Source organism: Sphingomonas degradans, from assembly GCF_053502645.1.
The window spans coordinates 3,701,797-3,727,883 of sequence record NZ_CP177172.1; the positions used below are offsets into that span (position 1 = coordinate 3,701,797).

Consider the following 26,087-nt stretch of genomic DNA (forward strand, 5'->3'; position numbering starts at 1 on the left):
TCGCCGGCATGCGTCACCTGAAGTCCCCGATCCTTCCGTGGCTGGTCGCGAGGCGCGCGCACCCGTTCAGTCCAGACCCAGCATCGCCCGCTTCTCCGCGTCGGTAAGGAAATCGGCGCCGCTCACCTGCGCCCATAGCCGCTCGCGGTCCTCGGCCAGCGCCGCCACCCGGTCCAGGTCGACGGCCAGCGCCGCGTCGGGAAACCATCCCCCCAGCCCCTGCGCGATTCCGCTCAGGATCGTCCGCGCCATCGGCAGGATCGCCTGCCGCCACAGCGCGCGATTGGCCTCGCGGTAATTGGCATAGGCGGCGTCGCCGGGCAGCCCGAGCAGCATCGGCGGCACGCCAAAGGCCAGCGCGATCTCGCGCGCCGCCGCCGCCTTCAGTCCCACGAAATCCATGTCGGCAGGGGTCAGGCTCATCGCCTGCCATTTCAGCCCGCCCTCCAGCAGCATCGGGCGCCCGGCATTGGCGGCGCCGGCGAACCCCGCCTCCATCTCGCGCCGCAATCGCTCGAACTGCGCAGGGCTCATCGGCGCGCCGTCGCCGGTATCGTACACCAGCGCCCCGCTCGGCCGCGCGGCATTGTCGAGCAATGCCTTGTTCCAACGGGTCGCGGCATTGTGGATCGCCACGGCCCCCGCCGCCGCGCCCAGGCACCCCAGCCCATAATGGTCGTCCAGCGGGTGAAAGCTCTTGAGGTGGACGATCGCCGGCCGCCCGCCCGCATCCTCCGCCGCCAGCCGCGTGACATGCGCGCCGACCTTGTACTGATACGCCACCGGCCAGCCGCGCGCATCGGCCTCCACCCGCACCCGCTCGGGCCGCAGCGCGATCAGCTCGCACAGCGCGCCGTTGCTGTCGGTCAGCAACTGGACATAGGCATTGCCGTGCAGCAACAGCTGCGCCGCCAGCGTCTCCAGCAGCGCCTGCCCGCCCGATCGCTGCGTCACCAGCGCCACCAGCGCGGGATCGCTCGCCGTCAGCGGGGCATCGCCCACCCCTTCTGCCACCAGCCGCACCGCGCGCTGTGCCACCGGATTGGCGGCAAAGGCATCGCGCACCTGCGCCTCATAGCCTTGCGGCCAATCCCCCGCCCGCACGGAAAACCCCGCCCCCGCCAACGCCGGACGCACGTCCCCGCGCCCGGCCGCCTTGCGTCCGAACCAGTTCATTGTTGTCTCCTTGAGAATTACGCCCACCCGTCATCCCGGCGAAGGCCGGAACCTCAGGCCGCGAGCGCCAACTTGCGAAGGGGGGAGCGAAAACAGAAGAAGCGCCGCAGAAGTGCGGCCCCTCCCCCAGCCCCTCCCGCAAGCGGGAGGGGAGCGCTAACGCGCAGGCGCTCCCCAAACCGTCATCCCGGCGAAAGCCGGGACCTCAGGCGGCTCCATCCCGGCCCGCGCCTCCCTCCCGCGAACAGGACGGGCGGTGGAAGGGTCTGAAGAAGAAACGCCGCAGAAATGCGGCCCCTCCCCTAACCCCTCCCGCAAGCGGGAGGGGAACGCCAGAACCCCAGACGAACCCGCCCCAAACCGTCATCCCGGCGAAAGCCGGGACCGCAGGCGGCTCCATCCCGGCCCGCAGCCCCACGCCCCCCCCTCCCGCAAGCGGGAGGGGTCGGGGGAGGGGCCGCACTTCTGCGGCACTTCTTCTTCGTCAGCCCAAGCGCCCCCGTCCCTATCGCTTCTGCGCAAACCAGATCACATGCCGCGGGCCCTTGCCGTTGCTGCGCGCCCGGACCACTTCTTCCTCCACCCGGAAGTCCGCATCGCGCAGCCGCCGCGTGAATCGCGGGTCGGGCGCGGCGGACCACACCGCCAGGAACCCGCCGGGCTTCAGCGCCCCGCGCGCCGCCGCCAGCCCGCGATCCGAATACAGCCCGTCATTGCCCGGCCGCGTCAGCCCGTCGGGGCCATTGTCCACGTCGAGCAGGATCGCGTCATACGTGCCCCGCGCCCGCGCGATCATCGCGCCGACATCGTCGATCACCACCTCGACTCGGCGATCGTCCAGGCATCCTGCGGTCAGCGCCGCCATCGGCCCCTGCGCCCATTCGATGATCTTGGGGACCAGCTCGGCCACCGTCAGCCGCGCGTTCCCGCCCAGCATCGCCAGCGCCGCGCGCAGCGTGAATCCCATGCCATATCCGCCGATCAGCAAATGCGGATGGTGCTTCGCCACCCGCTCGATCGTCAGCGTCGCCAGCGCTTCCTCCGAACCGCTCATCCGGCTGTTCATCAGCTCGTTGCGGTCGAGCACGATCATGAAATCCTCGCCCCGGCGGAACAGCCGCAGGGGATCGCCCCCCGGCACTTCGGCGATGTCGAGCAGTTCGCGCGGCGTCATGCGGCAGTCCTTCGTCCCTATGGCAAGCCGCGCCCCCTACAGCATGCGCACCGCCGCCGCACCCTGCTTGTCGAGCAGCAACGCGGTCAGCGCCCATACCGCTGCGTCGGCGCGGTCCGGGGAACGCCCCGGCCCCTGGTAACCGCCCCCGCCCTGCAACCCGCAAAGCTCGTCCTCCAGCGCGGGGAACGCGCCGACATGGCCGACTCTGCCCTTTTCATACAGCGCCGCCACCGGCTCGGCGCGCGCCGCCTTGCCCCGGCTGGCATGGACCAGCCGCACCGGCAGCCCCGCCTCGGCGCCGCGCAGCACGCTTTCCACCATGTCGCCGCCCTGATTCTTCTCCGCCACCACCCGGTCCGCGCCATGCCGCGCCGCGCACGCCGCCACTGCGCGCGCCCAGCCTTCGGGCGAGGCGCCGGCGATGCTCGCATCCTCCAGCACATAGCCCTTGCCGTCCGCGCCCAGCGCCACCGCGACGATCCCGCACGCATCGCCGCCCGCGCTGGCGGGCGGATCGACGCCCACCACCACGCGCACCAGCGCGGGGGCCGTCGCGACACGACATGCCTCGATCATCGCGCGCGTCCACAGCGCGCCCTCGACATCGTCGATCATCTCGCCGTCCAGCTCCTGCCGGCCCAGCCGCGTGCCCGCATAATCGGCGATCATCGCCTCGACGAAGCTGCGCGGCAGATGCGGGTTGTCGCGCGTGCGGCCCCGTGTCTCGGTAAAGCCCGGCATCGCCATCACTCGCCGCATCAGCCGCACCGGGCGCGGCGTCGTCGTCACCAGCACGCGCGGCGTCTCGCCCAGCCGCAGCCCCAGCATCAGATTGTCCCACGCCGCCTCGCCGCCGCGCCGCCATTTGGCCAGTTCGTCGCACCACGCGATGTGATGCTCGGGCCCGCGCAGCGCTTCGGGCGCCTCGGCGGTGTACAGGAACGCCCGCGCCCCCGATGCGAACGCCACTTCGCCGCGCGCCGCGCGCACCCGCACCGGCTCGTCGTCGCGCGCCACGTTGCGCAGTCCGCCCGGTCCCTCGATCATCACGCGCAGCACGTCCTGCGCGTTGCCGCCGACCAGCGCGATCCGGGCATCGCCATGCGCGCGGGCAAAGGCGCTCACCCATTCCGCCCCCGCGCGCGTCTTGCCGAAACCGCGCCCGGCGCGGATCATCCACACGCGCCACGCCCCCTCGGGCCAATATTGCCCCTTGTGCGCCCAGGCGAACCAGCGATCGACCAGCTCGCGCCGCTGCTCCAATGTCAGGGCGCGCACCACGCGGTCGCGCTGCGCCTGGGGCAGCGCGACCAGCTCGGCGATCAGGTCGCGCTCGCCCCATGGCTTGGCGCCTTTATCGTTCATGCTTTGTTCCCACGCTGTCGGGCCAATGTGTCGAGCTTCTTCATCAGCGCGGCGTTTGTCTCGTCCTCGGTCGCGCGGCGCGGATGTGCGGGTTTACCCGATCCTTCGACAGTGGCCCGGTGACGGTTGAGCAATTGCAGCGCCAGCGCATAGTCCGCTGTCCCCGGCGTCCGCACCAGCGCGCGCTGCCCTGCCGATACGCCGATCGGTTCCGCCGACCCTTGCGGGGTATGCGGCAATTGCACGGGCTCCAGCGCGATCGCGTCGGGGCTCACGCTGCCCAGCGCGTGTTCGAGCAGTGCCTCCTCCAGCCTCTGGTACCCGATGGTCAGCGCCTCGCGCCACAGTCGCGCGAACTCCGGGTCGCGCCGACGCAGTCCATAGGCCCCCTGAACGCACATTCCCGAAGCATCCGCCGACATCCGCACATTGCACGTCGCCGCTAGCGTATCCAGAAACCGCATGCGCCGCGCCGCAGTCCACGCGTTCGGGCGCGCCTTGGCCCGCTGCAACAACCGCCGGTTTCCTGCCGCGATCGTCTCCCCCGGCATATCCGCCGTATCCGTCTCCTGCATAGCATCCCCCGCAAAGCAAAAGGGCCGCGGCATCCCAGGATGCCCGGCCCTTGTCACAGGCCCGAAGGCCCCGACTCGCAATTCTTCAGCGTGCACTGCATGTGCCATATCAGCGTGACGATGTCAAGCCAATTTTGTCTATTTGGTTAACTCGTCATCCCGGATGCCGCCAATGCTTATTGCCCGACGCGCAGCTCGCCCTTGCTCTTGTCCGCCCCGTCCCCCGCCAGGCGCAGCGTGAACGGCTCGCCGTCCTGGGTGGTCCCTTTCAGCCCCGTGCCGTCCTGTTCCAGCGTGAAGCCATGCTTGGTCATGCCGTCGCGGAACCAGGCGGCAACCTTGTCCGCAGGTGCCGGGCTGTCGAACTGGATCGCGACGCTGCCCTTGTCCTTGCCGGCATTGCGGTCGGCCTTGATGTCGAACTTGCGCACGGTCGATCCGGGGTAGAGCTTCACGCCGTCCAGGTCGAAATTCTCGGCAGTGACGGTCATTTTGGGGATCTTGAACCCGCCGGTGAAGCCGTCGGTCTTGATCGAAACCTGCCCGTTCGCGTCGCTGGAGAAAGTGGCGTTGTCGTCGGATTCGATCGAAAAGCTGGTGCCGCTGCCCCCGCCGCATGCGCCAAGCGCGAGCGGAAGCGCGAAAATCAGCAGCAGAACCGGGCGGGCCATGATCGTCTCCGATGTGTGTTATATTGCCAAGACGCTATGCGGCCACCGGTGCGGGGTCAAGGGGTTGGCGGGAAAGACCGGGGGGTGACGCACGCCCGGCGATGCGCCATGGACCCGCATATGAGCCAGCCGCCGACCGCCCCCGCCCAGAGCGCCGACGCCGCCCCGCTGCGATTCGGCGAGTTCGTCGCGCTGATCGCGTCGATGATGGCGCTGACTGCGCTCGGCATCGATTCGATGCTCCCGGCGCTGCCTGCGATCGGCAACAGCCTGGGGGTGGCCGCGCCCAACCATCGCCAGTTCGTCATTACGTCCTACCTCATCGGCTTCGCGGTCGCGCAGATTGCCTATGGCCCGTTGTCGGACCGTTTCGGGCGGCGGCCGATGCTGCTCATCGCGCTGATCGGCTATGTCGCGACATCAGCGCTGGCGGCGATTTCGGGCAGTTTCGTGCTGCTGCTGATCGCGCGCGCGGCGATGGGCGCGATGGCGGCGGGGTGCCGTGTGGTGACGATCGCACTGGTCCGCGATTGCTATGCCGGCCGCGCCATGGCCCGCGTCATGAGCCTGGCGTTCATGGTGTTCATGGCTGCCCCCATTCTCGCCCCCGCCTTTGGCCAGGGCGTGCTGTGGGCAGGCGGATCGTGGCGGATGATCTTCTGGGGCGTGGGCGCGGTGGCGGCGCTGGTCGCCTTGTGGTTCGCGCTGCGCATGCCCGAGACGCTGGCGACCGACGCGCGCCAGTCGCTGATGCCCGCGCGGATCCTGCGCGACTATGGCGTCGTCCTGCGCGACCGGGCAGCCGTGGGCTACACGATCGCCATCACGCTCCTGTCGGGCGGGCTGTTCGGTTTCATCGGCTCGATCCAGCAGATCATGGAGCAGGTGTTCGGACGGCCCGACCTGCTCGTATTCGTGTTCGCCGCGATCGCCAGCACGATGGCGGGGGCCTCGTTCCTCAATTCGCGGCTGGTGATGCGGCTGGGGACGCGGCGGATCTCGCACACTGCGCTCAGCGGCGTCGTGGTCGTGGCGGCGGTCCATCTGGGCGTGACGCTGGCGGGATATGAGACGATCTGGAGCTTCGGCCTGCTCCAGGCGATGATGATGGGCTGTTTCGGGCTCGCCAACTCCAACTTCTCGGCCATGGCGATGGAGCGGATGGGCGCGATCGCAGGCACCGCGTCGAGCGTGCAGGGATTCGTCACCACGCTGGGCGGCGCGCTGGTCGGCGCGGCGATCGGCCAGGCGTTCGACGGCACAACCGTGCCGCTCTACGGGGGTTTTCTAATGCTGGGCGTCGTCGCTTTTATAGTAGTGGCGATTACCGAGCGCGGGCGCATGTTCCGGCCAAGCTGAGGGAACGCTTGGGCCGCAACGCCGTTCGCGCTTTTGGAGTTCCGGGGGCGATGCCCGCTCCCGCAGGCATGTGAAGGATGGACGTATGGGCGGTTTCCAGATCCCGGGACGCGGTTCGGGCGACGACGGCTTCGACGAGGAAGGCTATGACGAGACCCAGCGCGCCGAAATCCTCGAGGCGACCAACGACGGCCCCAGCGACGGCACGATCCTGGTCGACATGAACCCCGACCTGGGCGACGACAGCGACCGGGACGAAGACGATCTCGAGATGCTCGACGACGACTTCGCCGAAGAGGACGATGACGCGGACGAGGACGACGCCTCGATCGTCGAGGACGAACTCCAGGAAGATTTCGAGGACGAGGACGAGTCGGACGACGAGGATTCGGACGACGACGACCTGAGCGACGCCGACCAGCGGGCGCTAGAGCCCTGACGCGCGCGTGCGGGGGCCGCCCACTCGCGGCCCCCGCACCGCCCGTTGCGCCGCCGGGGAACGCCCCGCGCGCCAGACGCGTTCGTTGCGCATCCCCAACTTCCCATGAGGAATGGATGCGCCTGATACTGCTGCTCTCGGTCTGCGGCCTTGCCGCCTGCTCGGCCGATCCGACCACCAACGCGACTGCGGACACGGCCAACGCCGCTGCGGGCGAGCCTGCGGTCCAGATCGCGGCCGCGACGCCGGCGCCGACGCCTGCCCCTTCCCCGGCATCCTCCGCCACCCCCGCACCGCTCGATCCGCCCGCGCCCGGCGAGCCCGGCGGCCTCGACGACGATCGCACGCCCGTCAGCGAAGCCCCGTTCACGGCGGAAAGCGCGCAGGGCGCCGCCAATGTCGTCCAGACCTATTACGCGCTGATCGGCGAAGGCAAATATCGCCGCGCCTGGGCGCTGTGGGACAATGCCGGGCGCGCCTCCGGCATGGGCGCCGGCGAATTTGCGGCCAGTTTCGACAAATATGCCGAATACCGCGCCAATATCGGCGCGCCGGGCCGCATCGATGCCGGCGCCGGCCAGCGCTATGTCACGGTGCCGGTCCAGGTCTATGGCCGGATGAAACAGGGCGACCGCCCGTTCAACCTGCGCGGTTCGATCACGCTCCACCGCACTGCCGACATCGATGGCGCCACCGCACAACAGCGCAGCTGGCGGATCCGCAGCAGCGACCTGAAGCCTACCCCCGGCGCGACGCGCCGCTGATCCTGTGCTAAGCGGGCCTGCAATGGCACGCTACACCGCCCGCATCACCGCCACGGCCGAGGACATCGACGTCCTTGGCCACGTCAACAACGCGGTTTGGGTGAAGTGGATTCAGGACGTGGCGGTCGCGCATTGGGACAGCGTCGCCGCGCCGGAGCATCAGGCCGCCTATATCTGGGTCATCACCCGGCACGAGATCGACTATCGCGGCAATGTCGCGCAGGGCGAGACCGTGACAGCGGAAACCTGGGTGGAATCGCCCCCGCGCGGCGCGCGGTTCGATCGCCACATGCGCTTCCTCGGCAGCGACGGGAAGGTGCGGGTCGAAGCCAAGACCACCTGGGCGCTGATCGACCGCGCCACGGGCAGGCTGCTGCGCGTGCCGGCGGAGGTGGCGGCGCCGTTCCTCGAATAATCAGGGTCTAGCGGAAATTGTCCGCATAGGCCTGGAGCTTCAGCTTGCGCACCGGCGCGGGCACGACGTGATAGGCATAGCCTTCGCGCTCGGCATAGGCCCTGGCCGCATCCACGCTCGGAAAGCTCAGCCGGACCTGGTTGGTCGTGTCGCCGCCGCCGTTCCACCCGGTCAACGGGTCGGCCTCGAGCGGCGTGACCGATTCGAACTCCAGCACCCAGCTGTCGGTGCGGGCACGGCCCGATTGCATGGCGTTCTTCGGGCGCTGATAGATGCGGGCGGTCTTCACGGGAATCTCCACTGATTGCCTCCGCTCTAACGCGGTCCGGCGTTCCTTGCATCGGCTTTTTTGGTGCGCAGCGTGGCAGCCGCGTTGGCGGGATCGTCAGGCCAGGGATGCCGGGGATAGCGCCCGCGCATTTCCTTCGCCACCGCGGCCCAGCTTCCCGCCCAGAATCCGGGCAGGTCGCGCGTCGTCTGGATCGGTCGCCCGGCGGGCGACGTCAGGCTCAGCACCAGCGGAATGCCGTTGCCGATCGTCGGATGCGTCGCCAGCCCGAACAGCGACTGCACGCGCAGCTCTACGCGCGGCCCCCCTTCGGCGGCATAATCGATCGCATGGCTCGACCCCGCCGGCGTCTCGAACCGCGCGGGGGCAAGCCGGTCGAGCGCGCGCTGCCCGTCCCAGCCCAGCTGGTTCTGAAGCGCCTGGGTCAACCCCTCGGGCGCCACGGCGTCCAGCCGCCGCTTGCCCGCCAGCAGCCCCGGCAGCCAGTCGTCCAGCGTCGCCAACAGCTGCGAATCCGCCAGCGTCTCGTCCCCGGTGAACCCTGCGCGCGTCCGCAGCGCCAGCGCGGTCTCGGACCAGGGGAGCAGCGCCAATCCGTGGGTGCGCACGCCCTCCAGCAGCGCTTTCTCGATCTCCGCCGGCGACGCGGCGGCATCGGGTCCGCTCGACAGCCGGATCGCGCCCAGCCGCCGTTCGCGCAGCGCCGTGACGGCACCGCTGCCGGGATCGAAGGTCACGCTGCGCCGCGTCTCGATCCGGTCGCCGAACAGCGATTCGACCAGCGCGGCGTCGATCGGCGCGGCGGACAGGATGCGCGCGCCTGCCGCCATGCCTTGAGTCTCCGCCACCGCCAGCCATTCCGCGCGCGCCAGCGGCGATGTCGCGTCCAGCTTGAACCCGCGCCCGCCGACCGAGGCCCAGGTCTCACCACTGCCATCGCGCCGCTTCGCCACGCGATCGGGAAAGGCCAGCGCTACGCATGTCGCCACATCCTCTCCACCGCCCGCACGCGGGCTCCCGCCATCCGCAGCGGCATCCGCCACCAATCGGCTCCAGCGCTCGGCCAACTTGCGCCCATTGTCCGCGCGCGGCCCGCGCTCGGTCTTCCACCGGCGCAGCCGTTGCTCCAGGTCCGCGTCGGTCCCGCCCAGCCCGCGTTCGCCCAGCAGCACCGCCACTGCCGCCGCCGTCCGCGCCATTCCCCGCTCGCCCGCGCGCACCAGCATATGGCCCAGCCGCGGCGACAGCGGCAGGCGGGCGATCGCCTTGCCATGCGCGGTCGGGCGACCATCGCCGTCGATCGCCTCCAGCGTCTGCAGCCGCGCCCGCGCCTCGCTGATCGCGGCCTCGGGCGGCGGGTCCAGCCAGGCGAGGTCGCGCGGATCGGCCACGCCCCACAGCGCGCAATCGAGCATCAGTGCCGACAGGTCGGCCTCCAGTATCTCGGGCGAGTCGAATCGCGGCAGCCCTGCGGTCGCCGCCTCTTCCCACAGGCGATAGGAGACGCCCGGCCCCTGCCGCGCCGCGCGTCCCGCGCGCTGCGTCACCGATGCCTGGCTCGCCCGCTCGGTCACCAGCCGCGTCATCCCCGCCGCCCGATCGTAACGCGGCCGCCGCGCCAGCCCCGAATCCACCACCACGCGAATCCCGTCGAGCGTGAGCGAGGTCTCGGCGATCGACGTCGCCAGCACGATCTTGCGCCGCCCCTCGCGATCCGGGGCGATCGCCGCGCGCTGGGCGCCGGGGTCCAGGCTGCCGTGCAGCCGGTGGAGCACCGCGCCCTCGGGCAGGGCGATGCGTTCCGCCGTCCGCTCGATCTCCGCCACGCCGGGCAGGAACGCCAATATGCCGCCCTCCGTCTCGCGCAGCGCGGTGCGGATCGCCGCCGCGACCGAATCCTCGATCCGCGCCTCCGCCGCGCGGCCGATATGGCGCAGCGCCAGCGGATAGCTGCGGCCTTCGCTCTCCACCACCGGCGCATCGCCCATCAGCCCGGAAAAGCGCGTCCCGTCGAGCGTCGCCGACATCGCCACCAGCCGCAGGTCGGGGCGCAGCGCCGCCTGCGCATCCAGCGCCAGCGCCAGCCCGAAATCGCTGTCCAGGCTGCGCTCATGCACTTCGTCGAACAGCACCGCCGATACGCCCGCCAGTTCGGGATCGGACTGGATGCGATTGACGAAAATCCCCTCGGTCACCACCGTGACGCGCGTCGCCGCCGACCGTTTGCTGTCCATCCGCGTCGCATAGCCAAAGCTGCGCCCCACCGGCTCTTCGGCCAGCGCGGCCATCCGCTCCGCCGCCGCGCGCGCGGCCAGCCGGCGCGGGCTCAGCAGCAGGATCTCGCCGCCGCACCAGTCCTCGCCGAGCAGCGCCGGCGCCACCGCCGTCGTCTTGCCCGCCCCCGGCGGCGCAACCAGCACGGCATTGGCGCCTGCGCGCAATCGGGCGAGCAGGTCGGGCAGGACGGCGTGTATCGGCAGAGTCTCGGCCATGGCGCGCAACCAATTCCCTAAACCGGTGTTGGGCGCAATCGAGGCAAGGAGCATTCGACATGGCAAAGACACTGGCGCAATTTTCGATCCTTCCCGATGGCGAGGGCGACTACATCCTCACGCTGGAGGACGAGGAAGGCGAGACGATGGAATTCGTCGCGAGCTATGAGCAGCTCGACCTGATCGTCGAGGCGATCGAGGAACAGCTCGACAGCGATGAGGAAGACATGCTCGGCGCCGACGACGCCGATGAGGAAAAGCCCGAAGAGGTCTGATCCGGCAGCGCGGGGGTACTCAGTACGCCCGCGCCACCGCGAACTCCACCGCCTCGGTCATGGCGTCTTTCGCGGCGCCCGAGGGGAATCCTCCCAGCGCGTCGATCGCGCGCTGGCCGTAATGGCGGGCGCGGGCCAGCGTGTCGTCCACCGCATGGCTGGCGCGGACCAGCCGGATCGCCTCGGCGAAATCCTCGTCGCTGGTGCGGCGCCCCGAAATCGCTTCCTTCCAGAAGGCACGCGCCGCCTCGTCGCCGCGCGCATAGGCCAGGATGACCGGCAGCGTCATCTTGCCCTCGCGGAAATCGTCGCCCGCGTCCTTGCCCATCGTGTCGGCGTCAGAGACATAATCGATCGCGTCGTCGACCAGCTGGAACGCGATGCCGAGGTTGCGGCCATAGGCATCCAGCGCGGCCTCGTCCGCCTCGCTGCGATCGGCGACCACGGCGGCGATGCGGCACGCAGCGGCGAACAGCGCGGCGGTCTTGGCGCCGATGATGTCGAGATAGCGCTCCTCGGAAATGTCCAGCCGCCGCACGGCGGTCAGCTGGTTGACTTCGCCCTCGGCGATCACGGCGCTGGCGTTGCTCAGGATCTTGAGCGCCTTCAGGCTCTCGGCCTCGACCATAAGCTCGAACGCGCGGCTGAACAGGAAATCGCCCACCAGCACGCTGGCCGGGTTGCCCCAGATGATGTTGGCGGTGCGGCGGCCCCGGCGCAGGTCGGACGAATCGACCACATCGTCATGGAGCAGCGTCGCGGTGTGGATGAACTCGACGGCGGCGGCCAGCCGGTGGTGGCGCGTCCCCGGATAGCCGAGCAACTGCGCGCTCGCGAGCGTCAGCATCGGCCGCATCCGCTTGCCCCCGCCCGCGATCAGATGCCCGGCAAGCTCGGGAATCAGCGGAATATCCGACCGCATCCGATCCAGGATGACGGCATTCACCAGGTTCATATCGTGCGCCACCAGCGCAAGCAGCGGTTCCAGGGAGGGTTCGGGCCGCTGGCCCAAGCGATGGATGGTAGCGCTCATATGCAGCGGCTCTGGCGATTGTGCACCGCAAAGGCAATAGCGCGGGGGTTGCGTATGGCCGCTACCCGCGCAAAAGGAGCGCGCAAGGGAGACCAGACGATGCCGGACGAGACGCTGCAACGCTACCGCCAGAGCATCGACAATATCGATGCCGCGCTGGTGTTCCTGCTCGCCGAACGGTTCAAGGTCACCCAGGCGGTCGGCCGGTACAAGGCGGAGACGGGGCTGCCCCCCGCCGATCCCGGCCGCGAAGAATCGCAGATCGCCCGGCTGCGCGCCCTTGCGCAACAGGCCGATCTGGACCCTGAATTTTCCGAGAAATTTCTGCGCTTCATCATCGATGAAGTGATCCGGCACCATCAGCAGGCCCGCAGCGGAACCAGCCCCGCCTGAGTCCGTTCGGCCCTGCGCAAGGGGGAACTGCGTGACCGACGACTTTCTGATCTTTCGTCCCGACGATGTCGATCTTTCGCGGTCTCCGCTCCGCGGCTCGATCGACGAGCCCACTTTCGTCCTGGGCGCATTCAATCCCGGCCTGACGCGGCTGCCCAACGGCAATCTGTTGCTGATGGTCCGCGTGGCGGAGGCGCTGTCACAGCCAGTGGACGGCGATTGCGCCCGCGCGATCCGCTGGACCCCCGAGGGCTATGTCCTCGATCGCCACCCGCTGGCCGGGCTCGACATGGGCGATCCGCGCCAGTTCGCGCTGCGCGACCGCCGCCCGGCGCTGCTCGGGCTCACGTCGATCTCGTGGCTGTTGCCGGTGGAGATCAGCCGCGACGGGCGCAGTATCGTGCAGGTCCATTACGACCGCGTGATCCAGCCCTCGGCCAGCTTCCTCGACTACGGTGTCGAGGATGCGCGGATCAGCCTGGTCGGCGGCAGCTGGTGGATGACGGTGTGCGGCGTCTCCGCCGAGCGGCACTGCACCGCGATGTACCATTCGGTGAACGGGCTCGACTATAAGCTGCTCGGCGTCGTCCTCGATCACCAGAACAAGGACATGCTGCTGTTCGAGGGCAAGGTGGGCGGCAAGTTCATGGCGCTCACGCGACCGTTGGGCGAAGTCTATTTCGCCTATCCGGAGGACAGCCCCTGGCTGGGCGGCCCCGCGATCAACATGGCGCAATCGCCCGACGGGCTCCACTGGAAGCCGCTCGACACCCCCGGCATCCGCGCGCGCAAGGGCACCAGCAGCACCCAGCGGATCGGCGGCGGCAGCCAGCCGATCCTGACGCCGCAAGGCTGGATGCTGATCTATCACGGCGTCGAGAAGCGCGAGTCGGTCGGCATCTATCGCAGCTTCTGGGCATTGCTCGACCGCGACGATCCCTCGCGCATCCTGCGGCAGGAGGATGGCGCGCCGCTGCTCGAGGCGAATCCCGCGCTCACCGCCGACATCGCGCACCAGATGTATCTGCCCACGCCCGTCGTCTTCACCACCGGCATCGCCGACGCGGGCGACCATTATATCGTCGCGGGGGGCGAGGCCGATCTGGCGTGCCGCATCACCCTGTTGCCCAAGGCGCGCTTCCAGTGAGCGGCAGGACCACAAAATCCCCCTCCCGCTTGCGGGAGGGGTTAGGGGAGGGCCCAAGGGTGCGACTCTCGCGACGCACGCAGTTCAGACCCTCCCCCGGCTCCTCCCACAAGCGAGTGCGGAGCGCATATGGAGGGTCCAGTACATGACCGACGCACGCTGGTGGCAGTCCGCCGTGATCTATCAGGTCTATCCCCGCTCGTTCCAGGATTCGGACGGCGACGGCGTGGGCGACCTGCGCGGCATCGAATCGCGGCTCGATGTGCTGCGGGACCTTGGCATCGACGCGATCTGGATCTCGCCGATCTTCCCCAGCCCCCAGGCCGATTTCGGCTATGACGTCGCCGATTATTGCGGGATCGACCCGCGCTTCGGCACGCTGGCGGACTTCGATTCGCTCCTCGCCGCCGCCCATGCGCGCGGCATCCGCGTGCTGCTCGATCTGGTGCCCAATCACAGCTCGGACGCGCATCCCTGGTTCCAGGAAAGCCGGTCGTCGCGCGACAATCCCAAGCGCGACTGGTATATCTGGCGCGACCCCGCCCCCGATGGCGGCCCGCCCAACAACTGGATCAGCGATTTCGGCGGATCGGCCTGGCAGTGGGACGACGCCACCGGCCAATATTATTACCACGCCTTCCTGAAGGAACAGCCCGACCTCAACTGGCGCAATCCCGAACTGCGCGCGGCAATGCTCGACGTGCTGCGCTTCTGGTTCGCGCGCGGGATCGACGGGTTCCGCATCGACGTGCTGTGGCACATGGTCAAGCACGCCGATTTCCCGGACAATCCGGTCAACGCCGAATGGCAGCCCGGCATGCCCGAATATATGACCGTGCATCAGCTCCATTCGACCGACCAGCCCGAAGTCCACGCCATCGCCGCCGAGATGCGCGCGATCGCCGACGCCTATGGCGACCGGGTGCTGATTGGGGAAATCTACCTCCCCGTGCCCAAACTGATGACCTATTACGGGCAGGATGGGGCGCCCGGCGTCCATCTGCCCTTCAATTTCCAGCTGATCGGCGCCGAATGGAGCGCGCCCGCGCTCGCCGCGATGATCGCCGAGTATGAAGCCGCGCTGCCCCCCGGCGGCTGGCCCAACTGGGTGCTCGGCAACCATGATCGCCCGCGCATCGCGACGCGGGTGGGGGCGGAGCAGGCGCGCATTGCGATGCTGCTGCTGCTCACGCTGCGCGGCACCCCGACGCTCTATTATGGCGACGAACTCGGCATGGCCGATGTCGACGTGCCCGCCGATCAGGTCCAGGACCCGCGCGAGCTGAACGAACCCGGCATCGGCATGGGCCGCGATCCGGTGCGCACGCCGATGGCGTGGGACGACAGCCCGCAGGGCGGCTTTTCCACCGGCGCGCCCTGGCTGCCGCTCCACGACGACTGGCGGGTGCGCAACGTTGCCGCCCAGCGCGCGGACCCCGCCTCGATGTGGCGGCTGACCCAGCGGCTGCTGGCGCTGCGCCACGCGCACCCGGCACTGGCGCTGGGCACCTATCACACGGTCGCGTGCAGCGGCGACGTGCTGGCCTATGAGCGGCGGCTGGGCGAGGATCGCGTGCTCGTCGTCCTCAACCTCGGCGCCACGCCCCAGCCCTTCGCGATCCCCGAATGGGCCGAAGGGCTCACCATCCGCATCGCCGCGCGCGGGGGCACCGATCCGGCGATCCTCACCCCGAACGAGGGCTATATTCTCGCATGAAAATCGCGATGATCGCCCCGATCGCGTGGCGCACCCCGCCACGCCATTACGGGCCATGGGAACTGGTCACCAGCCTGTTGACCGAGGCGCTGGTCGCGCGCGGCATCGACGTCACGCTGTTCGCGACGCAGGATTCGGTCACCGCCGGCACGCTCGCCGGCGTCGTCCCCGCGCCCTATGAGGAAGACCCCGCGATCGACGCGAAAGTGTGGGAATATGCCCATCTGTCGCACGTCTTTTCGCGCGCGAACGAATTCGACCTGATCCACAACCAGGCCGATTTCCCCGCCCACGCCTTTGCCCCGCTGGTGGCGACGCCGATGGTGACGACGATCCACGGCTTCTCGTCGGACCGCATCCTGCCGATGTACAAGCCGTTCGAGCACCGCGTGCACTATGTCGCGATCTCGGATGCCGATCGCCATCCCAGCCTGCGCTACGCCGCGACGATCCACCACGGCATCCGCCTGGACGAATTCCCGTTCGACGCGGAGGGCAGCAACGACCTGCTGTTCTTCGGGCGGATGCACCCGGACAAGGGGGCGGCGGACGCAATCCGCGTGGCGCAGGCGACCGGGCGACGGCTCAACCTCTACGGCATCGTCCAGGATCGCGGCTATTTCGAGCGCGAGGTCGTGCCGCACCTGAACGAGCGCATCGTCTATCACGGCCCCGTCGGCAGCGAAGAACGCCTGCGCGCACTGGGCAGCGCCCGCGCGCTGCTCCACCTCATCCATTTCGACGAGCCTTTCGGCCTTTCGGTGGTCGAGGCGATGGCCTGCGGCACGCCCGTCATCGCGATTGGCCGCGGCTCGATGCCCGAACTGATCGACCATGGCCGCACCGGCCTGCTGGTCGATTCAGCCGAGGCAGCGATCGCCGCCGTCGATGCCGTCGCCACGATCGACCGCCGCGCGTGCCGCGAAGCGATCGCGGCCCGCTTCTCCGTAGAGGCGATGGCGGACAACTATATCGCGTTGTACGAGCGCATCCTCGCTTAAAGCACCGGCTTGCAGCCCCGCGTCTGGTACACGCCGCGCAGGAATCCGCGCCGCGCAAAGCCTGCGTCGATCGCCGCGTTCAGCTCGCGCTGCGCCGATGCAGCCCCGCTCACTTCGCGCACGATGCCGCGAAACGGCACGATCAGCCCCGCCACGGTATCGCCGGTCACGCGGAACTTGCGGCTTTTCTTGCGATCGACGCCGGCAGTGAAGTCGTCGCCCAGCGCTTCGTCCAGGTCGTCGATCGCCGCCCCGATCGCGCGGCACTTGCCCAGTCCCGACAGGCTATAGGGCCCACGCGCGGCGGTTTGCAGCACCGGCGGGATCTTGGTCCGCACCGCACCCACATCCTTGGCGGGCTGTTCGGCAATCTGCCCGGCCTGATCGGCAGTGCTTTGCTTCTTGTTCTGCGCGAGGGCGGGGGTGGCAGCCGTCAGCGCGAGGCCGACGGCGATGAGCGCTAGTCGCATGGATTCAATCTCCCTGTTGCCCCCGCAAGCGTCGCATATGGGAGCCCCCGCCCCCGTCGCCAAGGCGTGCGCTCAGCGCGACCGCCCGCGCGGCACATCGTGCGCGGCCAGCGCGGCGAGGATGCTTGCGTGCTGCGCCTCGGTCATCGCCGCGCGGGGCAGGATGTTGAACAGATAGTCGGTCTGGTACAGCAGCAGCACGCGATCATCCGCGCTCCAGCGGACATAATCGCCCCATGCCAGCCGGCTTTCGCCGGTCGCCGCCGCGATCCGCAGCCCCGCATCGTCCCACTCGGCGCGAATCGGATCGCGCAGTCCGCGATGCTGGCGATAGGCACGGCGCGCCCGGCGCGGCAGCAACCGCCGCGCGACAAGCATGATACCCACGAACACCCCCGCACCCGTCGCGACGCTGCCCGCCAGCGCGACCAGCACCGAAACCAGCGTAAACCTCTCCCCGTCTAACAGGGGCAGGCCCAGGAAAATCGCCACGTACACCGCGCTCAGGATCGCCACGCCCCAGACCATGCGGGTGCCGCGCAACTGGTCGGCGAAATTGCGCCGCACCGCCGCCAGATAGTCCGCCTCGCCAACCGTGAATTCGATAGCGTCCAAATCCCTACTCCGCCGCCAACAAGCTCTCCGCCCCGCCCAGATCGACGCTAACCAACCGGCTCACCCCGCGTTCCACCATGGTCACGCCGAACAGCCGGTGCATCCGGCTCATCGTCGCGGCATTGTGGGTGACGATCAGGTAGCGCGTCGCCGTCTCGCGCGTCATCGCCTCCAGCAGGTCGCAGAACCGTTCGACATTGGCGTCGTCCAGCGGCGCGTCGACTTCGTCGAGCACGCAGATCGGCGCCGGCTTGGTCAGGAACAGCGCGAAGATCAGCGCCACGGCGGTCAGCGCCTGCTCCCCGCCCGACAACAGGGTCAGCGATTGCAGCCTTTTGCCCGGCGGCTGCGCCATGATCTCCAGCCCCGCCTCCAGCGGATCGTCCGAATCGACCATCTCCAGATGCGCCTGCCCGCCGTTGAACAGCGTCGTGAACAGCCGCCGGAAATGCGTGTCGACCGCCTCGAACGCCGCCAGCAGCCGCTGCCGCCCCTCGCGGTTGAGCGTGCCGATGCTGCCGCGCAGCCGGTTGACGGCCTGTGCCAGCTCGTCGCGCTCGGCGGCATTGCTGGTGAAGGCGGCTTCCAGCTCGGCCAGTTCGGTTTCCGCGACCAGATTGACCGGCCCGATCCGCTCGCGCTCGGCGGTCAGCCGCTCGTGCCCGGTGGCTTCGTCCTGCGGCGTGGTGACGCTGGCCGAATCGAACCCGGCCTTTTGCGGCAGCAGCGGCGGCGGGCATTGGAAACGCTCGCCCGACAGCCGCCCCATTTCGACCCGGCGGGTTTCCTGGCTCTCGACGCGCGCCAGCGCCCCCGCGCGCGCCTCACGCGCCTGCGCCAGCGCTTCGTTCGCGGCGCGCACTGCGCCTTCGGTCTCCTTCAGCGCCGCCTCCGCCCCGCGCTCGGCCACTTGCGCCGCGACCGATTCGGCGCGCGTCGCCTCGCTCTCGGCCTCCGCCTCCGCCACGGCGGCGTCGAGTGCTGCGGGCCGCCCGGCGAGCAGCGCGCTTTCCTCGGCCAGTTCGGCGGCGCGCTTGTCCATTTCGGTCGCGCGGCGCGCCGCTTCGCCCGCGCGCGATTTCCAGCTCCGGCTCTCCGCCCCCGCCGCCGCCATCCGCTCGCGGCCCTGCGCGATGTCGCGCTCCAGCGTGCCGCGCTCGGCGCGCGCCGCCGCTGCCGCCGTACGGCGCAGCTCGGCCTCGCGCGACAGTGCGGCGACGCGGTCGCGCGTCGCGCTGCCATCGGGAAGCGCCGCCTTCGCAGCCTCGGCACGGGCCAGCTCGCCCGCCGCCTCGTCCTGCTCGCCCGCGACGCGCGCCACGCGGGCGTCCAGGTCGGCACGCTGCGCCTCCAGCCGCTCCAGCTGCGCGGTGGCGCGGTCCTCGGCCCGCGCCGCATCGCGCCCGGCATTGTCGGCCTGGTCCAGCGCGCGCCGGGCATCGGCGGCCACGCGCCGCGCCTGCGCGATCGTCGCGTCGATCCGCGCCAGCTCCGCATCCGCCGCTTCCATCGCCGCCACGGCAGCAGGCCGCGCCGCGCGGATCGCCGCCAGCCGGTTGACGCGCTCCAGCCGCTCCGCCGCCGCCGCGCCGCCCGATCGCGCGACATAGCCGTCCCAGCGGCGCAGCACGCCCGCCAGCGTCACCAGCCGTTGCCCCACCGCCAGCGGTGCGCCCGAATCGCTTTCCGCCACCAGCACCTGCGCCAGCCGCCGCGCCAGTGCGTCCGGCGCCGTCACATGCCCGGCCAGCGGGCTCGTACCCGGCACAGGCGCGGGGTCCCCCGGCTGCGGTGCCGCCCCCGCCCAGTGGCGCTCCGCCAGCGGGTCGAGCCCCGCCTCCAGATCGTCGCCCAGCGCGGCGGCCAGCGCGCGCTCATATCCCGGCGCCACCGTCAGCGCATCGAGCAGCCGGTCCTTGCCCGACGGGCGCGTCGCCTTTTCCAGCGCTGCCGCCTCGCTATCCAGTTGCGCCAGCTCGGCATGTGCCACCGACCGCGCCGATTGCGCGCCGTCACGCCCGCCGATCGCGGCGCGTTCCTCGGCATCCGCCTGCGCCAGCGCCGCGCGCGCAGCCTCTGCCTGCCGCACCGCCTGTGCGCGTGCCTCGACCGCGCGCGCACGTTCCGCTTGGAGCGGCTCGGCGGCGGGCAGCGCGCGGCGTTCGCCTTCGATCCGCGCGAGGTCGCGCGCCGCGCGCTCGGCCCGCGCCCGCGCGGCGGCCAGCGCCGCCTCGGCCACGCGCGCCTCCGCCGCCTCGCTCGCCTGCGCCGCCAGCGCCTGTGCCAGCGCGACTTCGGCATCGCGCGCCGCCCGCTCGGCATCGGCCAGCGCCGAATCGAGCATCGGCATCCGCGCGCTCGCCTCCGCCACGCGCGCCTCCAGCCGCGTCGTTTCCTCGGCCAGCCGCGCCAGCGCTTCGGCGGCATCGCGGGCCAGCGCGCCTTCGCGGCCCCGATCGTCCTCCAGCCGCCGCGCGGCGTCGTGCAATTCCCTGATCCGCCGCTCCACCGCGCCGCGCTCGCCGCGCAGCGTCGCCAGCCGGTGCTGCGCCTCGCTCGCCCGATCGCGCACCGTCAGCGAATCGGCGCGGATGCCCGCCAGTGCCTCGGCGGCGGCCTGTTGCGCGGCGGCGGCTTCGTCGTGCGCGGCGGTGCGCGCGGTCACCAGCGCCTCGGCCTCCCTGGCCTCGCCCTTGGCCGCATCGGCGGCAGCGGCGGCATCGCGCCACCGGGCAAAGATCATCCGCGCCTCGGCCACGCGGATTCGGTCGGAAAGCTCGCGATACCGCTCGGCCTGCCGCGCCTGCCGCTTCAGCGCGGCGGCACGCGTCTCCTGGTCGCCGATCACTTCGTCCAGCCGGGTCAGGTTCGCCTCGGTCGCGCGCAATTTCTGCTCGGCGTCCTTGCGGCGCACGTGCAGCCCGGCGATCCCGGCGGCTTCCTCCAGCATCGCCCGGCGCTCGGCGGGCTTGGCGGCGATGATCGCGCCGATCCGCCCCTGGCTCACCAGCGCGGGGCTGTGCGCGCCGGTCGCGGCGTCGGCAAAGGCCAGGCTCACGTCCTTGGCCCGCACGTCGCGGCCGTTGATGCGATAGGCCGAGCCCGCCCCCCGCTCGATCCGGCGGACGACTTCCATTTCATCGTCCGCGCCCAGCTCGGCGAGGACGGAGACTTCGGCAAAATCGCGCGAGGGCCGTGTCGCGGTGCCCGCGAAGATCACGTCCTCCATCCCCGTGCCGCGCATCGACTTGGCGCTGGTCTCCCCCATCACCCAGCGCAGCGCTTCGAGAAGATTGGATTTGCCGCAGCCATTGGGGCCGACGATTCCCGTCAGCCCCGGCTCGATCCGCAAGTCGGCTGGGTCGACGAAGCTCTTGAAGCCCGTCAGCCGCAGCCGCTTGATCTGCATGTGCCGCGCCCCTTCAGGCGGCGCGGGGCATCAGCGTGCGCCAGCCGCCTGGAGCGCCGGCTCCAGGCCCGACCAGCTCGCCACGTCGGTCGCCAGCTGGTCGTTGATGAAGAAGGTCGGCGTGCCGCTCACATTGTGCACGCTCACGGCCTCGGCATTGACCTTGGCGATCGCGTCGATGTTCTTCTTGTCGGCCAGGCACGCGCGCGCCTTCGCCTCGGGCACCCCGCGCTGCTTCATGAACTCGACATAGCCCAGCGCATCGGCAAAGCCCGCGGCGGCCTGTGCCGGCGGCAGCGACTGGAGCTGGTTGATGACGTCGGGCCGGTTCTTCACGATGTCCTGCGTGCGATCCAGGAAGGTGTTCTGGTTCGCGAAGAACTGATCGAGCACCGCGAAGAACGCCTCGGTCGGCACGCACTGGTTGAGCAGCGCCGCCGCGAAATCGGGCGCGCCATGGACCAGGAAGTCACGGAATTCGTACGAAACCTTGCCGGTCGAGATGTACTTGGCGCGCAGCGGCTCGATCCCCTCGGCGGCGAAGCGGCCGCAGGTCGGGCAATTGCGCGAGCCATATTCGACGATCTTGATCGGCGCGTTGGGGTTGCCCTGGCGGTATCCGTCGGCGGTCTTTTCCACCACATCGACCCATGCCTTGCCGGCGGGGGCAGTCACGGCGGCGACCGGAGTCGCGGCCTTGACCGGCGTGGAGCTGTTGCCCGAACCGCCGCCGCCACAGCCGGCGAGCGCGAGAAGGGGGAGCAGGGCTAGGGCAAAACGCATGAGGTCACATCTCCGGTCGTACAGTCGAGAGGGTCAGGCGCCAGCGGCCCATAATTCGGGCTGAAGCTGGTCCCAGGTAAAGGCGCGCACCCGGCGCCCGTTGACGAAGAAGCTCGGCGTACCATGCACATCGAACTTGGAAATGCCATCGGCATGGACCTGGGCAATGCCCTTGATCAATGCCGGATCGCTCAGGCATTTGCGCGCCTGCGCCTCGGGCAGCCCGCGCGCGGCCATGAATTTGAGGAACCCCAGCCGCTCGGCAAAGCGCGTCGCCATCTGCGCCGGGGCCAGCGCCTGGATCGCTTCCATCTCCTTGGCCGACGCCTTCACCATCGCGTCGACGCGTTCCTCGAACGCGGGCTGGTTGGCATAGATCGCGTCCAGCGTCGTGAAGAACCGCGCCGGCCCCACGCACTGGTTGAGCAGCGCCAGCGCGAAGTCCGGCCCGCCATGGACCAGCATGTCGCGATATTCGTAACTGACCTTGCCCGTGGCGATATACTGGTCGCGCAGCGGCGCCATCCCCTCGGCGGCGAAGCGCGCGCAGGTCGGGCAGGTGCGCGAGCCATATTCGATCAGCTTCACCGGTGCATCGGGATTGCCCTGGCGATAGCCGCCGGCGGGCGTGCGCACGATCGTGGTGACCCATTTGGACGCCGCCGGCGCGCGCCTGGGCGCGGCCTGCTGTGCCGGGGCGGCAGTCACGCCCAGCGACACCAGGGCAAGGGCGGCAAACAGGCGCAGCATCAATCGATCCGTCCAATCTTGAGTTTGTCGTCGCTCGCCGCGACCCCGGCGGCAAGCGCCTCGAGCACCGCCTTCAGCTCGGGATCGGCAATCCCGCGCAGGCTGTCGCCCATCGCCTCGCTCAGCGGCTTCAGGCTGGGCGGCGGCACCGCCTTTTGCGGGCGGCGCACTTCGCCATGGCGAATCGCCAGCCGCGCGACGGCCTCGTATCCGAAGAAGCGGTTCACCCGCTCGATGATCTCGGGCGCGATGTGCTGCATCATCGGGGCGTGCGCGCCCGATATGACCAGGCTCAGCACGCCCTCGGCGCGCTTGCCCTGCGGAAAGCGAATCGATTCGGGCGCGGAGACGCGGGCATAGCGTTCGCCGACAATCTCGCCCCATCGGCTGACGATCGCGTGCTGGACGAATCCAAACTTGCGAAACGCCGCCCGGCCCACGTCGGGCAGCAGCTCGGACACCGCGCGCGCGCGATTCGATCGCGGCGGCGCGAGCTTGGGCTGTCGGGTCGAGGTACGGGGGGGCTTCGTCATTGCGGGCAGTCCATGCCATAGGCGGGGCGTGCCCGACAACGTCCCTCGCGCAATCGCTGCGCCGCTGCTCGCCTGGTATGATGCCCATGCCCGGATTCTGCCCTGGCGCGCCGCCCCCGGCGCCAATGCCCCCGACCCCTATCGCGTCTGGCTGTCGGAAGTGATGCTGCAACAGACGCAGGTCGCCAGCGTGATCCCCTATTTCGAGAAATTCACGACGCGCTGGCCCGATTTCGCGGCGCTGGCGGCGGCGGACGATGCCGATGTCATGGCCGCATGGGCGGGGCTCGGCTATTATGCCCGCGCCCGCAACCTGCTCGCCTGCGCCCGCGAAGTCGCCGCGCTGGGGCAGTTGCCGGGGACCGAGGCCGAACTGCTGAAGCTGCGCGGGATCGGCGCCTATACTGCCGCCGCGATCGCGGCGATCGCATTCGGGGAACGCGCGGTGGTGGTCGATGCCAATGTCGAGCGCGTGGTGACACGCCTGTTCGCGCTGGCCGAACCGCTGCCCGGCGCGCGCCCGCGCATCCGCGCGCTCACCGACACGATCACCCCCGATGCCCGCGCCGGCGATTTCGCGCAGGCGATGATGGACCTCGGCTCGGGCATCTGCACTGCGCGCAGCCCGCGCTGCCTGCTCTGCCCGCTACGCGGCGCGTGCGACGGCTTCGCCACCGGCGCGCCCGAGACGTTTCCGGTCAAGGCGAAGAAGCCGCCGAAACCCCGGCGCTTCGGCACGATGTTCTGGGTCCGACGCGGCGATTCGGTGCTTCTCGTGCGGCGCCCCGACAAGGGGCTGCTCGGCGGCATGCGCGCGCTCCCCACCGGCCCCTGGGCTGACGCGCCCCCCGGTCTGGCCGATGCACCGATCGCGGGCGAATGGCGGATGCTGCCCGATACGGTCGAACACGGCTTCACCCATTTCGATCTGGAGGTCGCACTTGCGACTGTCACGATCGCGGCGCATGCAGACGCCGGCGAAGGCGAATGGTGGCCGGTCGATGCGATCGACGCCGCCGGCCTTCCCACGGTTTTCGCCAAGGCGGCGCGCAGGTTCGGGAGAGTGGAATGCTGAGACAGGTCGGGCTGGGAATGACTGCCGCTTTCGTGCTGGCCGCGCCGGGATGGAGCCAGACCGCGCCAGCCACTGCCCAGCCCGCCACCACTGCCGTCGCCAAGCGCTATGTCGCCGAAGGCACCGTCCCCGGCATCGTCATCCTGACCGGCATCGGCAACGAAGACCCCCGCCTGATCGCCGAAGGCCGCATCGCCGCCGCGCCCACTGCGCCGGCGGCCGATGCCGACAGCCTGTGGCGCGTCTATTCGATGACCAAGCCGATCACCGGCATCGCCGCGATGATCCTGGTGCAGGAAGGCAAGCTGCGGCTCGACCAGCCGATCAGCGATTTCATCCCTGCGTTCAAGGATATGAAGGTGCTGGTCGATCCGGCCAAGGACCTGACCACTCGCCCCGCCACGCGCCCGATCACGGTGCGCAACCTGCTCACCCACACGGCGGGCCTCGGCTACAACATCATCACCAAGGGGCCGTTGCTCGACGAGTATAACCGGCTGGGCATCAATCCGGCGCAGGTCAACGCCGCGACCGAGCCCAATATGCGCCGCGTCCGCCCCGCGACGCTGGAGGCGTTTGCGGACCGCGTCGCCTCGCTGCCGCTGATTGCCGAGCCGGGCAGCAAATGGAGCTATTCGATCGGGCTCGACGTGCTGGGCCGCGTGATCGAAGTCGCCTCGGGCATGCCGTTCGACAGCTTCGTCAACACGCGCATCTTCGCGCCGCTCAAGATGCAGTCCAGCTATTGGACCGTACCGGCGGACCAGGCCGCGCGGCTCGCCACCAACTATGCCCGGGTCGGCGACAATCTGGTGCCCGCCGATCCCGGCGCGACCTCGGTCTATCTCCAGCCGCCCAGCTTCCCCTATGGCGGCGCCGGGCTGGTCATGTCGGCGCGCGATTATGACCGGTTCCTCCACATGCTGCTGAACGGCGGCACGCTCGACGGCGTGCGCATCCTGAACGCGGATACGGTGCGGCTGGCGATGTCGGACCTGCTGCCCGCCGGCGTCGACAAGGCGCTGCTCGAAAAGGACTCGAACGGCGTTCCGCTCGGCTTCGGCGCGGGCGGTTCGGTGTATCTGGCCGACAAGCCCGGCGGGCCGGGCAAGGGCACGTTCGGCTGGGGCGGCGCCGCCGGGACGATCGGCTATGTCGACCCCGTCCACCGGCTGCGCGCGACGGTGATGATCAACCTCTTCACCGAAACCACGCTGCGCAAGGACACCACTGCCGCCATCTACGCCGATCTGGCCCGGTGAACGCCCCCGGCTTCACCGGCGGCACGATCGACCGTGCCGACCGCGTCCGCCACGAACCCGCGCTGCTCGACGCCGCGCGTGCGCACCCCGCCGCGCGGCTGCTGGTCCTGCACGGGCTCGATCCCGAACTGGACGGCGAGGACCGGCTGGTCTGGACCGGCATGGAAGCCGCTGCGGGTGAGACGCTGTTCCTCGGCTTCGACGGCGACGTGCCGCTGTTCGCCCAGGCGCCCGCCCCCGGCACGCGGCTGCCCGGCGGACGCTCGCCCGCTTTGTTCGCGATGCTCGAACGCTTTCGCGCCGGCGATGCCGCGCTCTATGCGGCGGCGCGCAGCCTGATCGACTGGCACGCCCGGCACGGCTTCTGCGCGGTGTGCGGCACCCCAACCGACCTGTTCCGCGCCGGCTGGGGCCGCCATTGCCCGCACTGCCATGCCGAGCATTTCCCGCGCGTCGATCCGGTCGTCATCATGCTCGCGGAATATGATGGCAAGGTGCTGCTCGGCCGCCAGCCGCCCTGGCCGCAGGGCCGCTATTCGGCGCTGGCCGGGTTTCTGGAGGTCGGCGAATCGATCGAGGAAGCGGTGCGCCGCGAAATCGCCGAGGAATCGGGCGTGCCCACCGGCGCGGTGCGCTATGTCGCCAGCCAGCCCTGGCCCTTCCCGTCCTCGCTGATGATCGCGTGCATCGCGCAGGCACTCGACGACACGATCACGCTCGACGTCCACGAACTGGAGGATGCCGGCTGGTACACCCGCGAAGACGTGGGTCGCGCGCTTGCCCGCGATCCCGCCGCCCCCTTCATCGCGCCGCCGGACTATGCGATCGCCCACACGCTGCTGCGCGCCTGGTACGAAGGCTGAACAGTTATTCCCCTCCCGCCTGCGGGAGGGGTTAGGGGA

At 70.0% G+C, this 26,087-nt stretch carries 26 protein-coding genes; 12 read left to right on the top strand and 14 right to left on the bottom strand.

The window, feature by feature from the left end; translation table 11 throughout:
• Positions 1–66: 66 nt before the first annotated feature.
• The 5 genes from ACG3SL_RS17015 to ACG3SL_RS17035 all read right to left on the bottom strand — a co-directional run bounded on the left by ACG3SL_RS17015 (position 67) and on the right by ACG3SL_RS17035 (position 4,964).
• The gene (locus ACG3SL_RS17015) at positions 67–1,176 is read right to left on the bottom strand and encodes a phage portal protein (protein WP_448662351.1); all 1,110 of its coding nucleotides are present in this window, start codon (positions 1,174–1,176) and stop codon (positions 67–69) included.
• Positions 1,177–1,681: 505 nt separating this feature from the next.
• A complete protein-coding gene (locus ACG3SL_RS17020) occupies positions 1,682–2,350 on the bottom strand; it encodes a spermidine synthase (RefSeq protein ID WP_448662352.1) in 669 nt (222 codons plus the stop codon).
• 36 nt (positions 2,351–2,386) lie between these two features.
• Complete coding sequence (locus ACG3SL_RS17025) at positions 2,387–3,718, bottom strand: DNA-packaging protein (RefSeq protein WP_448662353.1); 1,332 nt, start codon at positions 3,716–3,718, stop codon at positions 2,387–2,389.
• Positions 3,715–4,182, bottom strand: a complete 468-nt coding sequence (locus ACG3SL_RS17030) for a hypothetical protein (RefSeq protein ID WP_448662354.1) — start codon at positions 4,180–4,182, stop codon at positions 3,715–3,717. The genes ACG3SL_RS17025 and ACG3SL_RS17030 overlap by 4 nt, the downstream gene beginning before the upstream one ends.
• Before the next feature lie 287 nt (positions 4,183–4,469).
• A complete protein-coding gene (locus ACG3SL_RS17035; RefSeq protein ID WP_448662355.1) occupies positions 4,470–4,964 on the bottom strand; it encodes a hypothetical protein in 495 nt (164 codons plus the stop codon).
• Positions 4,965–5,084: 120 nt separating this feature from the next.
• Between ACG3SL_RS17035 and ACG3SL_RS17040 the strand changes: the two genes are divergently transcribed.
• The 4 genes from ACG3SL_RS17040 to ACG3SL_RS17055 all read left to right on the top strand — a co-directional run bounded on the left by ACG3SL_RS17040 (position 5,085) and on the right by ACG3SL_RS17055 (position 7,941).
• On the top strand, positions 5,085–6,323 hold the full coding sequence (locus ACG3SL_RS17040; protein WP_448662356.1) for a multidrug effflux MFS transporter: 1,239 nt from the start codon (positions 5,085–5,087) through the stop codon (positions 6,321–6,323).
• Positions 6,324–6,408: 85 nt separating this feature from the next.
• Complete coding sequence (locus tag ACG3SL_RS17045) at positions 6,409–6,762, top strand: DNA primase (protein ID WP_448662357.1); 354 nt, start codon at positions 6,409–6,411, stop codon at positions 6,760–6,762.
• Between the two features lie 116 nt (positions 6,763–6,878).
• Positions 6,879–7,526: a hypothetical protein gene (locus ACG3SL_RS17050; RefSeq protein ID WP_448662358.1), complete on the top strand. Its 648-nt coding sequence runs from the start codon at positions 6,879–6,881 to the stop codon at positions 7,524–7,526.
• Positions 7,527–7,548: 22 nt separating this feature from the next.
• Positions 7,549–7,941, top strand: coding sequence for an acyl-CoA thioesterase (locus tag ACG3SL_RS17055; protein WP_448662359.1), 393 nt, complete (start codon positions 7,549–7,551; stop codon positions 7,939–7,941).
• Between the two features lie 7 nt (positions 7,942–7,948).
• Here the strand turns inward: ACG3SL_RS17055 and ACG3SL_RS17060 are convergent, their stop codons facing one another.
• Both ACG3SL_RS17060 and hrpB read right to left on the bottom strand, forming a co-directional pair.
• A complete protein-coding gene (locus tag ACG3SL_RS17060) occupies positions 7,949–8,230 on the bottom strand; it encodes an ETC complex I subunit (RefSeq protein WP_448662360.1) in 282 nt (93 codons plus the stop codon).
• Positions 8,231–8,256: 26 nt separating this feature from the next.
• Positions 8,257–10,722, bottom strand: a complete 2,466-nt coding sequence (hrpB, locus tag ACG3SL_RS17065; RefSeq protein WP_448662361.1) for an ATP-dependent helicase HrpB — start codon at positions 10,720–10,722, stop codon at positions 8,257–8,259.
• Between the two features lie 59 nt (positions 10,723–10,781).
• Between hrpB and ACG3SL_RS17070 the strand changes: the two genes are divergently transcribed.
• Positions 10,782–10,997 carry a hypothetical protein gene (locus ACG3SL_RS17070; protein ID WP_448662362.1) on the top strand — a complete coding sequence of 72 codons (216 nt, stop codon included), beginning with the start codon at positions 10,782–10,784 and terminating at the stop codon, positions 10,995–10,997.
• 19 nt (positions 10,998–11,016) lie between these two features.
• On the opposite strand, the gene ACG3SL_RS17075 is transcribed toward ACG3SL_RS17070, so the two are convergent.
• The gene (locus tag ACG3SL_RS17075; RefSeq protein WP_448662363.1) at positions 11,017–12,030 is read right to left on the bottom strand and encodes a polyprenyl synthetase family protein; all 1,014 of its coding nucleotides are present in this window, start codon (positions 12,028–12,030) and stop codon (positions 11,017–11,019) included.
• 99 nt (positions 12,031–12,129) lie between these two features.
• Between ACG3SL_RS17075 and ACG3SL_RS17080 the strand changes: the two genes are divergently transcribed.
• The 4 genes from ACG3SL_RS17080 to ACG3SL_RS17095 all read left to right on the top strand — a co-directional run bounded on the left by ACG3SL_RS17080 (position 12,130) and on the right by ACG3SL_RS17095 (position 16,288).
• Complete coding sequence (locus ACG3SL_RS17080; RefSeq protein ID WP_448665160.1) at positions 12,130–12,423, top strand: chorismate mutase; 294 nt, start codon at positions 12,130–12,132, stop codon at positions 12,421–12,423.
• A gap of 31 nt (positions 12,424–12,454) precedes the next feature.
• Complete coding sequence (locus ACG3SL_RS17085) at positions 12,455–13,570, top strand: glycoside hydrolase family 130 protein (RefSeq protein WP_448662364.1); 1,116 nt, start codon at positions 12,455–12,457, stop codon at positions 13,568–13,570.
• A gap of 145 nt (positions 13,571–13,715) precedes the next feature.
• Positions 13,716–15,287 carry an alpha-amylase family glycosyl hydrolase gene (locus ACG3SL_RS17090; protein ID WP_448662365.1) on the top strand — a complete coding sequence of 524 codons (1,572 nt, stop codon included), beginning with the start codon at positions 13,716–13,718 and terminating at the stop codon, positions 15,285–15,287.
• Positions 15,284–16,288: a glycosyltransferase family 4 protein gene (locus ACG3SL_RS17095; RefSeq protein WP_448662366.1), complete on the top strand. Its 1,005-nt coding sequence runs from the start codon at positions 15,284–15,286 to the stop codon at positions 16,286–16,288. The genes ACG3SL_RS17090 and ACG3SL_RS17095 overlap by 4 nt, the downstream gene beginning before the upstream one ends.
• On the opposite strand, the gene ACG3SL_RS17100 is transcribed toward ACG3SL_RS17095, so the two are convergent.
• The 6 genes from ACG3SL_RS17100 to ACG3SL_RS17125 form a co-directional block, all read right to left on the bottom strand.
• Positions 16,285–16,758, bottom strand: a complete 474-nt coding sequence (locus ACG3SL_RS17100) for a hypothetical protein (RefSeq protein ID WP_448662367.1) — start codon at positions 16,756–16,758, stop codon at positions 16,285–16,287. The two genes, ACG3SL_RS17095 and ACG3SL_RS17100, sit on opposite strands and share 4 nt — an antisense overlap.
• Positions 16,759–16,830: 72 nt before the next feature.
• The gene (locus ACG3SL_RS17105) at positions 16,831–17,373 is read right to left on the bottom strand and encodes a YcxB family protein (RefSeq protein ID WP_448662368.1); all 543 of its coding nucleotides are present in this window, start codon (positions 17,371–17,373) and stop codon (positions 16,831–16,833) included.
• 4 nt (positions 17,374–17,377) lie between these two features.
• Positions 17,378–20,782 (bottom strand): chromosome segregation SMC family protein, encoded by a 3,405-nt coding sequence (locus ACG3SL_RS17110; protein WP_448662369.1) that lies wholly within the window; start codon positions 20,780–20,782, stop codon positions 17,378–17,380.
• Between the two features lie 30 nt (positions 20,783–20,812).
• Positions 20,813–21,565, bottom strand: a complete 753-nt coding sequence (locus ACG3SL_RS17115; protein ID WP_448662370.1) for a thioredoxin domain-containing protein — start codon at positions 21,563–21,565, stop codon at positions 20,813–20,815.
• Between the two features lie 33 nt (positions 21,566–21,598).
• The gene (locus ACG3SL_RS17120) at positions 21,599–22,315 is read right to left on the bottom strand and encodes a thioredoxin domain-containing protein (RefSeq protein ID WP_448662371.1); all 717 of its coding nucleotides are present in this window, start codon (positions 22,313–22,315) and stop codon (positions 21,599–21,601) included.
• The gene (locus ACG3SL_RS17125; RefSeq protein WP_448662372.1) at positions 22,315–22,848 is read right to left on the bottom strand and encodes a DUF721 domain-containing protein; all 534 of its coding nucleotides are present in this window, start codon (positions 22,846–22,848) and stop codon (positions 22,315–22,317) included. The genes ACG3SL_RS17120 and ACG3SL_RS17125 overlap by 1 nt, the downstream gene beginning before the upstream one ends.
• A 28-nt stretch (positions 22,849–22,876) precedes the next feature.
• Between ACG3SL_RS17125 and ACG3SL_RS17130 the strand changes: the two genes are divergently transcribed.
• Genes ACG3SL_RS17130 through nudC form a run of 3 tightly spaced genes read left to right on the top strand, consistent with a single transcriptional unit; the run spans position 22,877 to position 26,048 of the window.
• Positions 22,877–23,923, top strand: a complete 1,047-nt coding sequence (locus tag ACG3SL_RS17130; protein ID WP_448662373.1) for an A/G-specific adenine glycosylase — start codon at positions 22,877–22,879, stop codon at positions 23,921–23,923.
• The gene (locus ACG3SL_RS17135) at positions 23,917–25,185 is read left to right on the top strand and encodes a serine hydrolase domain-containing protein (RefSeq protein WP_448662374.1); all 1,269 of its coding nucleotides are present in this window, start codon (positions 23,917–23,919) and stop codon (positions 25,183–25,185) included. Before ACG3SL_RS17130 ends, ACG3SL_RS17135 begins: the two co-directional genes overlap by 7 nt.
• Positions 25,182–26,048 (top strand): NAD(+) diphosphatase, encoded by an 867-nt coding sequence (nudC, locus tag ACG3SL_RS17140; RefSeq protein ID WP_448662375.1) that lies wholly within the window; start codon positions 25,182–25,184, stop codon positions 26,046–26,048. Before ACG3SL_RS17135 ends, nudC begins: the two co-directional genes overlap by 4 nt.
• The last annotated feature ends 39 nt before the right edge of the window (positions 26,049–26,087 follow it).

Excerpts from the sequence above, each read along its gene's own strand:
- ACG3SL_RS17035 (WP_448662355.1), bottom strand. The coding sequence starts at position 4,964 with ATGGCCCGCCCGGTTCTGCTGCTGATTTTCGCGCTTCCGCTCGCGCTT.
- ACG3SL_RS17030 (WP_448662354.1), bottom strand. The coding sequence starts at position 4,182 with ATGCGGTTTCTGGATACGCTAGCGGCGACGTGCAATGTGCGGATGTCG.
- hrpB (WP_448662361.1), bottom strand. The coding sequence starts at position 10,722 with ATGGCCGAGACTCTGCCGATACACGCCGTCCTGCCCGACCTGCTCGCC.
- ACG3SL_RS17050 (WP_448662358.1), top strand. The coding sequence starts at position 6,879 with ATGCGCCTGATACTGCTGCTCTCGGTCTGCGGCCTTGCCGCCTGCTCG.
- ACG3SL_RS17045 (WP_448662357.1), top strand. The coding sequence starts at position 6,409 with ATGGGCGGTTTCCAGATCCCGGGACGCGGTTCGGGCGACGACGGCTTC.
- ACG3SL_RS17125 (WP_448662372.1), bottom strand. The coding sequence starts at position 22,848 with ATGACGAAGCCCCCCCGTACCTCGACCCGACAGCCCAAGCTCGCGCCG.
- ACG3SL_RS17040 (WP_448662356.1), top strand. The coding sequence starts at position 5,085 with ATGAGCCAGCCGCCGACCGCCCCCGCCCAGAGCGCCGACGCCGCCCCG.
- ACG3SL_RS17095 (WP_448662366.1), top strand. The coding sequence starts at position 15,284 with ATGAAAATCGCGATGATCGCCCCGATCGCGTGGCGCACCCCGCCACGC.
- ACG3SL_RS17090 (WP_448662365.1), top strand. The coding sequence starts at position 13,716 with ATGACCGACGCACGCTGGTGGCAGTCCGCCGTGATCTATCAGGTCTAT.
- ACG3SL_RS17135 (WP_448662374.1), top strand. The coding sequence starts at position 23,917 with ATGCTGAGACAGGTCGGGCTGGGAATGACTGCCGCTTTCGTGCTGGCC.
- ACG3SL_RS17110 (WP_448662369.1), bottom strand. The coding sequence starts at position 20,782 with ATGCAGATCAAGCGGCTGCGGCTGACGGGCTTCAAGAGCTTCGTCGAC.
- ACG3SL_RS17080 (WP_448665160.1), top strand. The coding sequence starts at position 12,130 with ATGCCGGACGAGACGCTGCAACGCTACCGCCAGAGCATCGACAATATC.
- ACG3SL_RS17070 (WP_448662362.1), top strand. The coding sequence starts at position 10,782 with ATGGCAAAGACACTGGCGCAATTTTCGATCCTTCCCGATGGCGAGGGC.
- ACG3SL_RS17055 (WP_448662359.1), top strand. The coding sequence starts at position 7,549 with ATGGCACGCTACACCGCCCGCATCACCGCCACGGCCGAGGACATCGAC.
- ACG3SL_RS17100 (WP_448662367.1), bottom strand. The coding sequence starts at position 16,758 with ATGCGACTAGCGCTCATCGCCGTCGGCCTCGCGCTGACGGCTGCCACC.
- ACG3SL_RS17075 (WP_448662363.1), bottom strand. The coding sequence starts at position 12,030 with ATGAGCGCTACCATCCATCGCTTGGGCCAGCGGCCCGAACCCTCCCTG.
- ACG3SL_RS17015 (WP_448662351.1), bottom strand. The coding sequence starts at position 1,176 with ATGAACTGGTTCGGACGCAAGGCGGCCGGGCGCGGGGACGTGCGTCCG.
- ACG3SL_RS17120 (WP_448662371.1), bottom strand. The coding sequence starts at position 22,315 with ATGCTGCGCCTGTTTGCCGCCCTTGCCCTGGTGTCGCTGGGCGTGACT.
- ACG3SL_RS17020 (WP_448662352.1), bottom strand. The coding sequence starts at position 2,350 with ATGACGCCGCGCGAACTGCTCGACATCGCCGAAGTGCCGGGGGGCGAT.
- ACG3SL_RS17115 (WP_448662370.1), bottom strand. The coding sequence starts at position 21,565 with ATGCGTTTTGCCCTAGCCCTGCTCCCCCTTCTCGCGCTCGCCGGCTGT.
- ACG3SL_RS17025 (WP_448662353.1), bottom strand. The coding sequence starts at position 3,718 with ATGAACGATAAAGGCGCCAAGCCATGGGGCGAGCGCGACCTGATCGCC.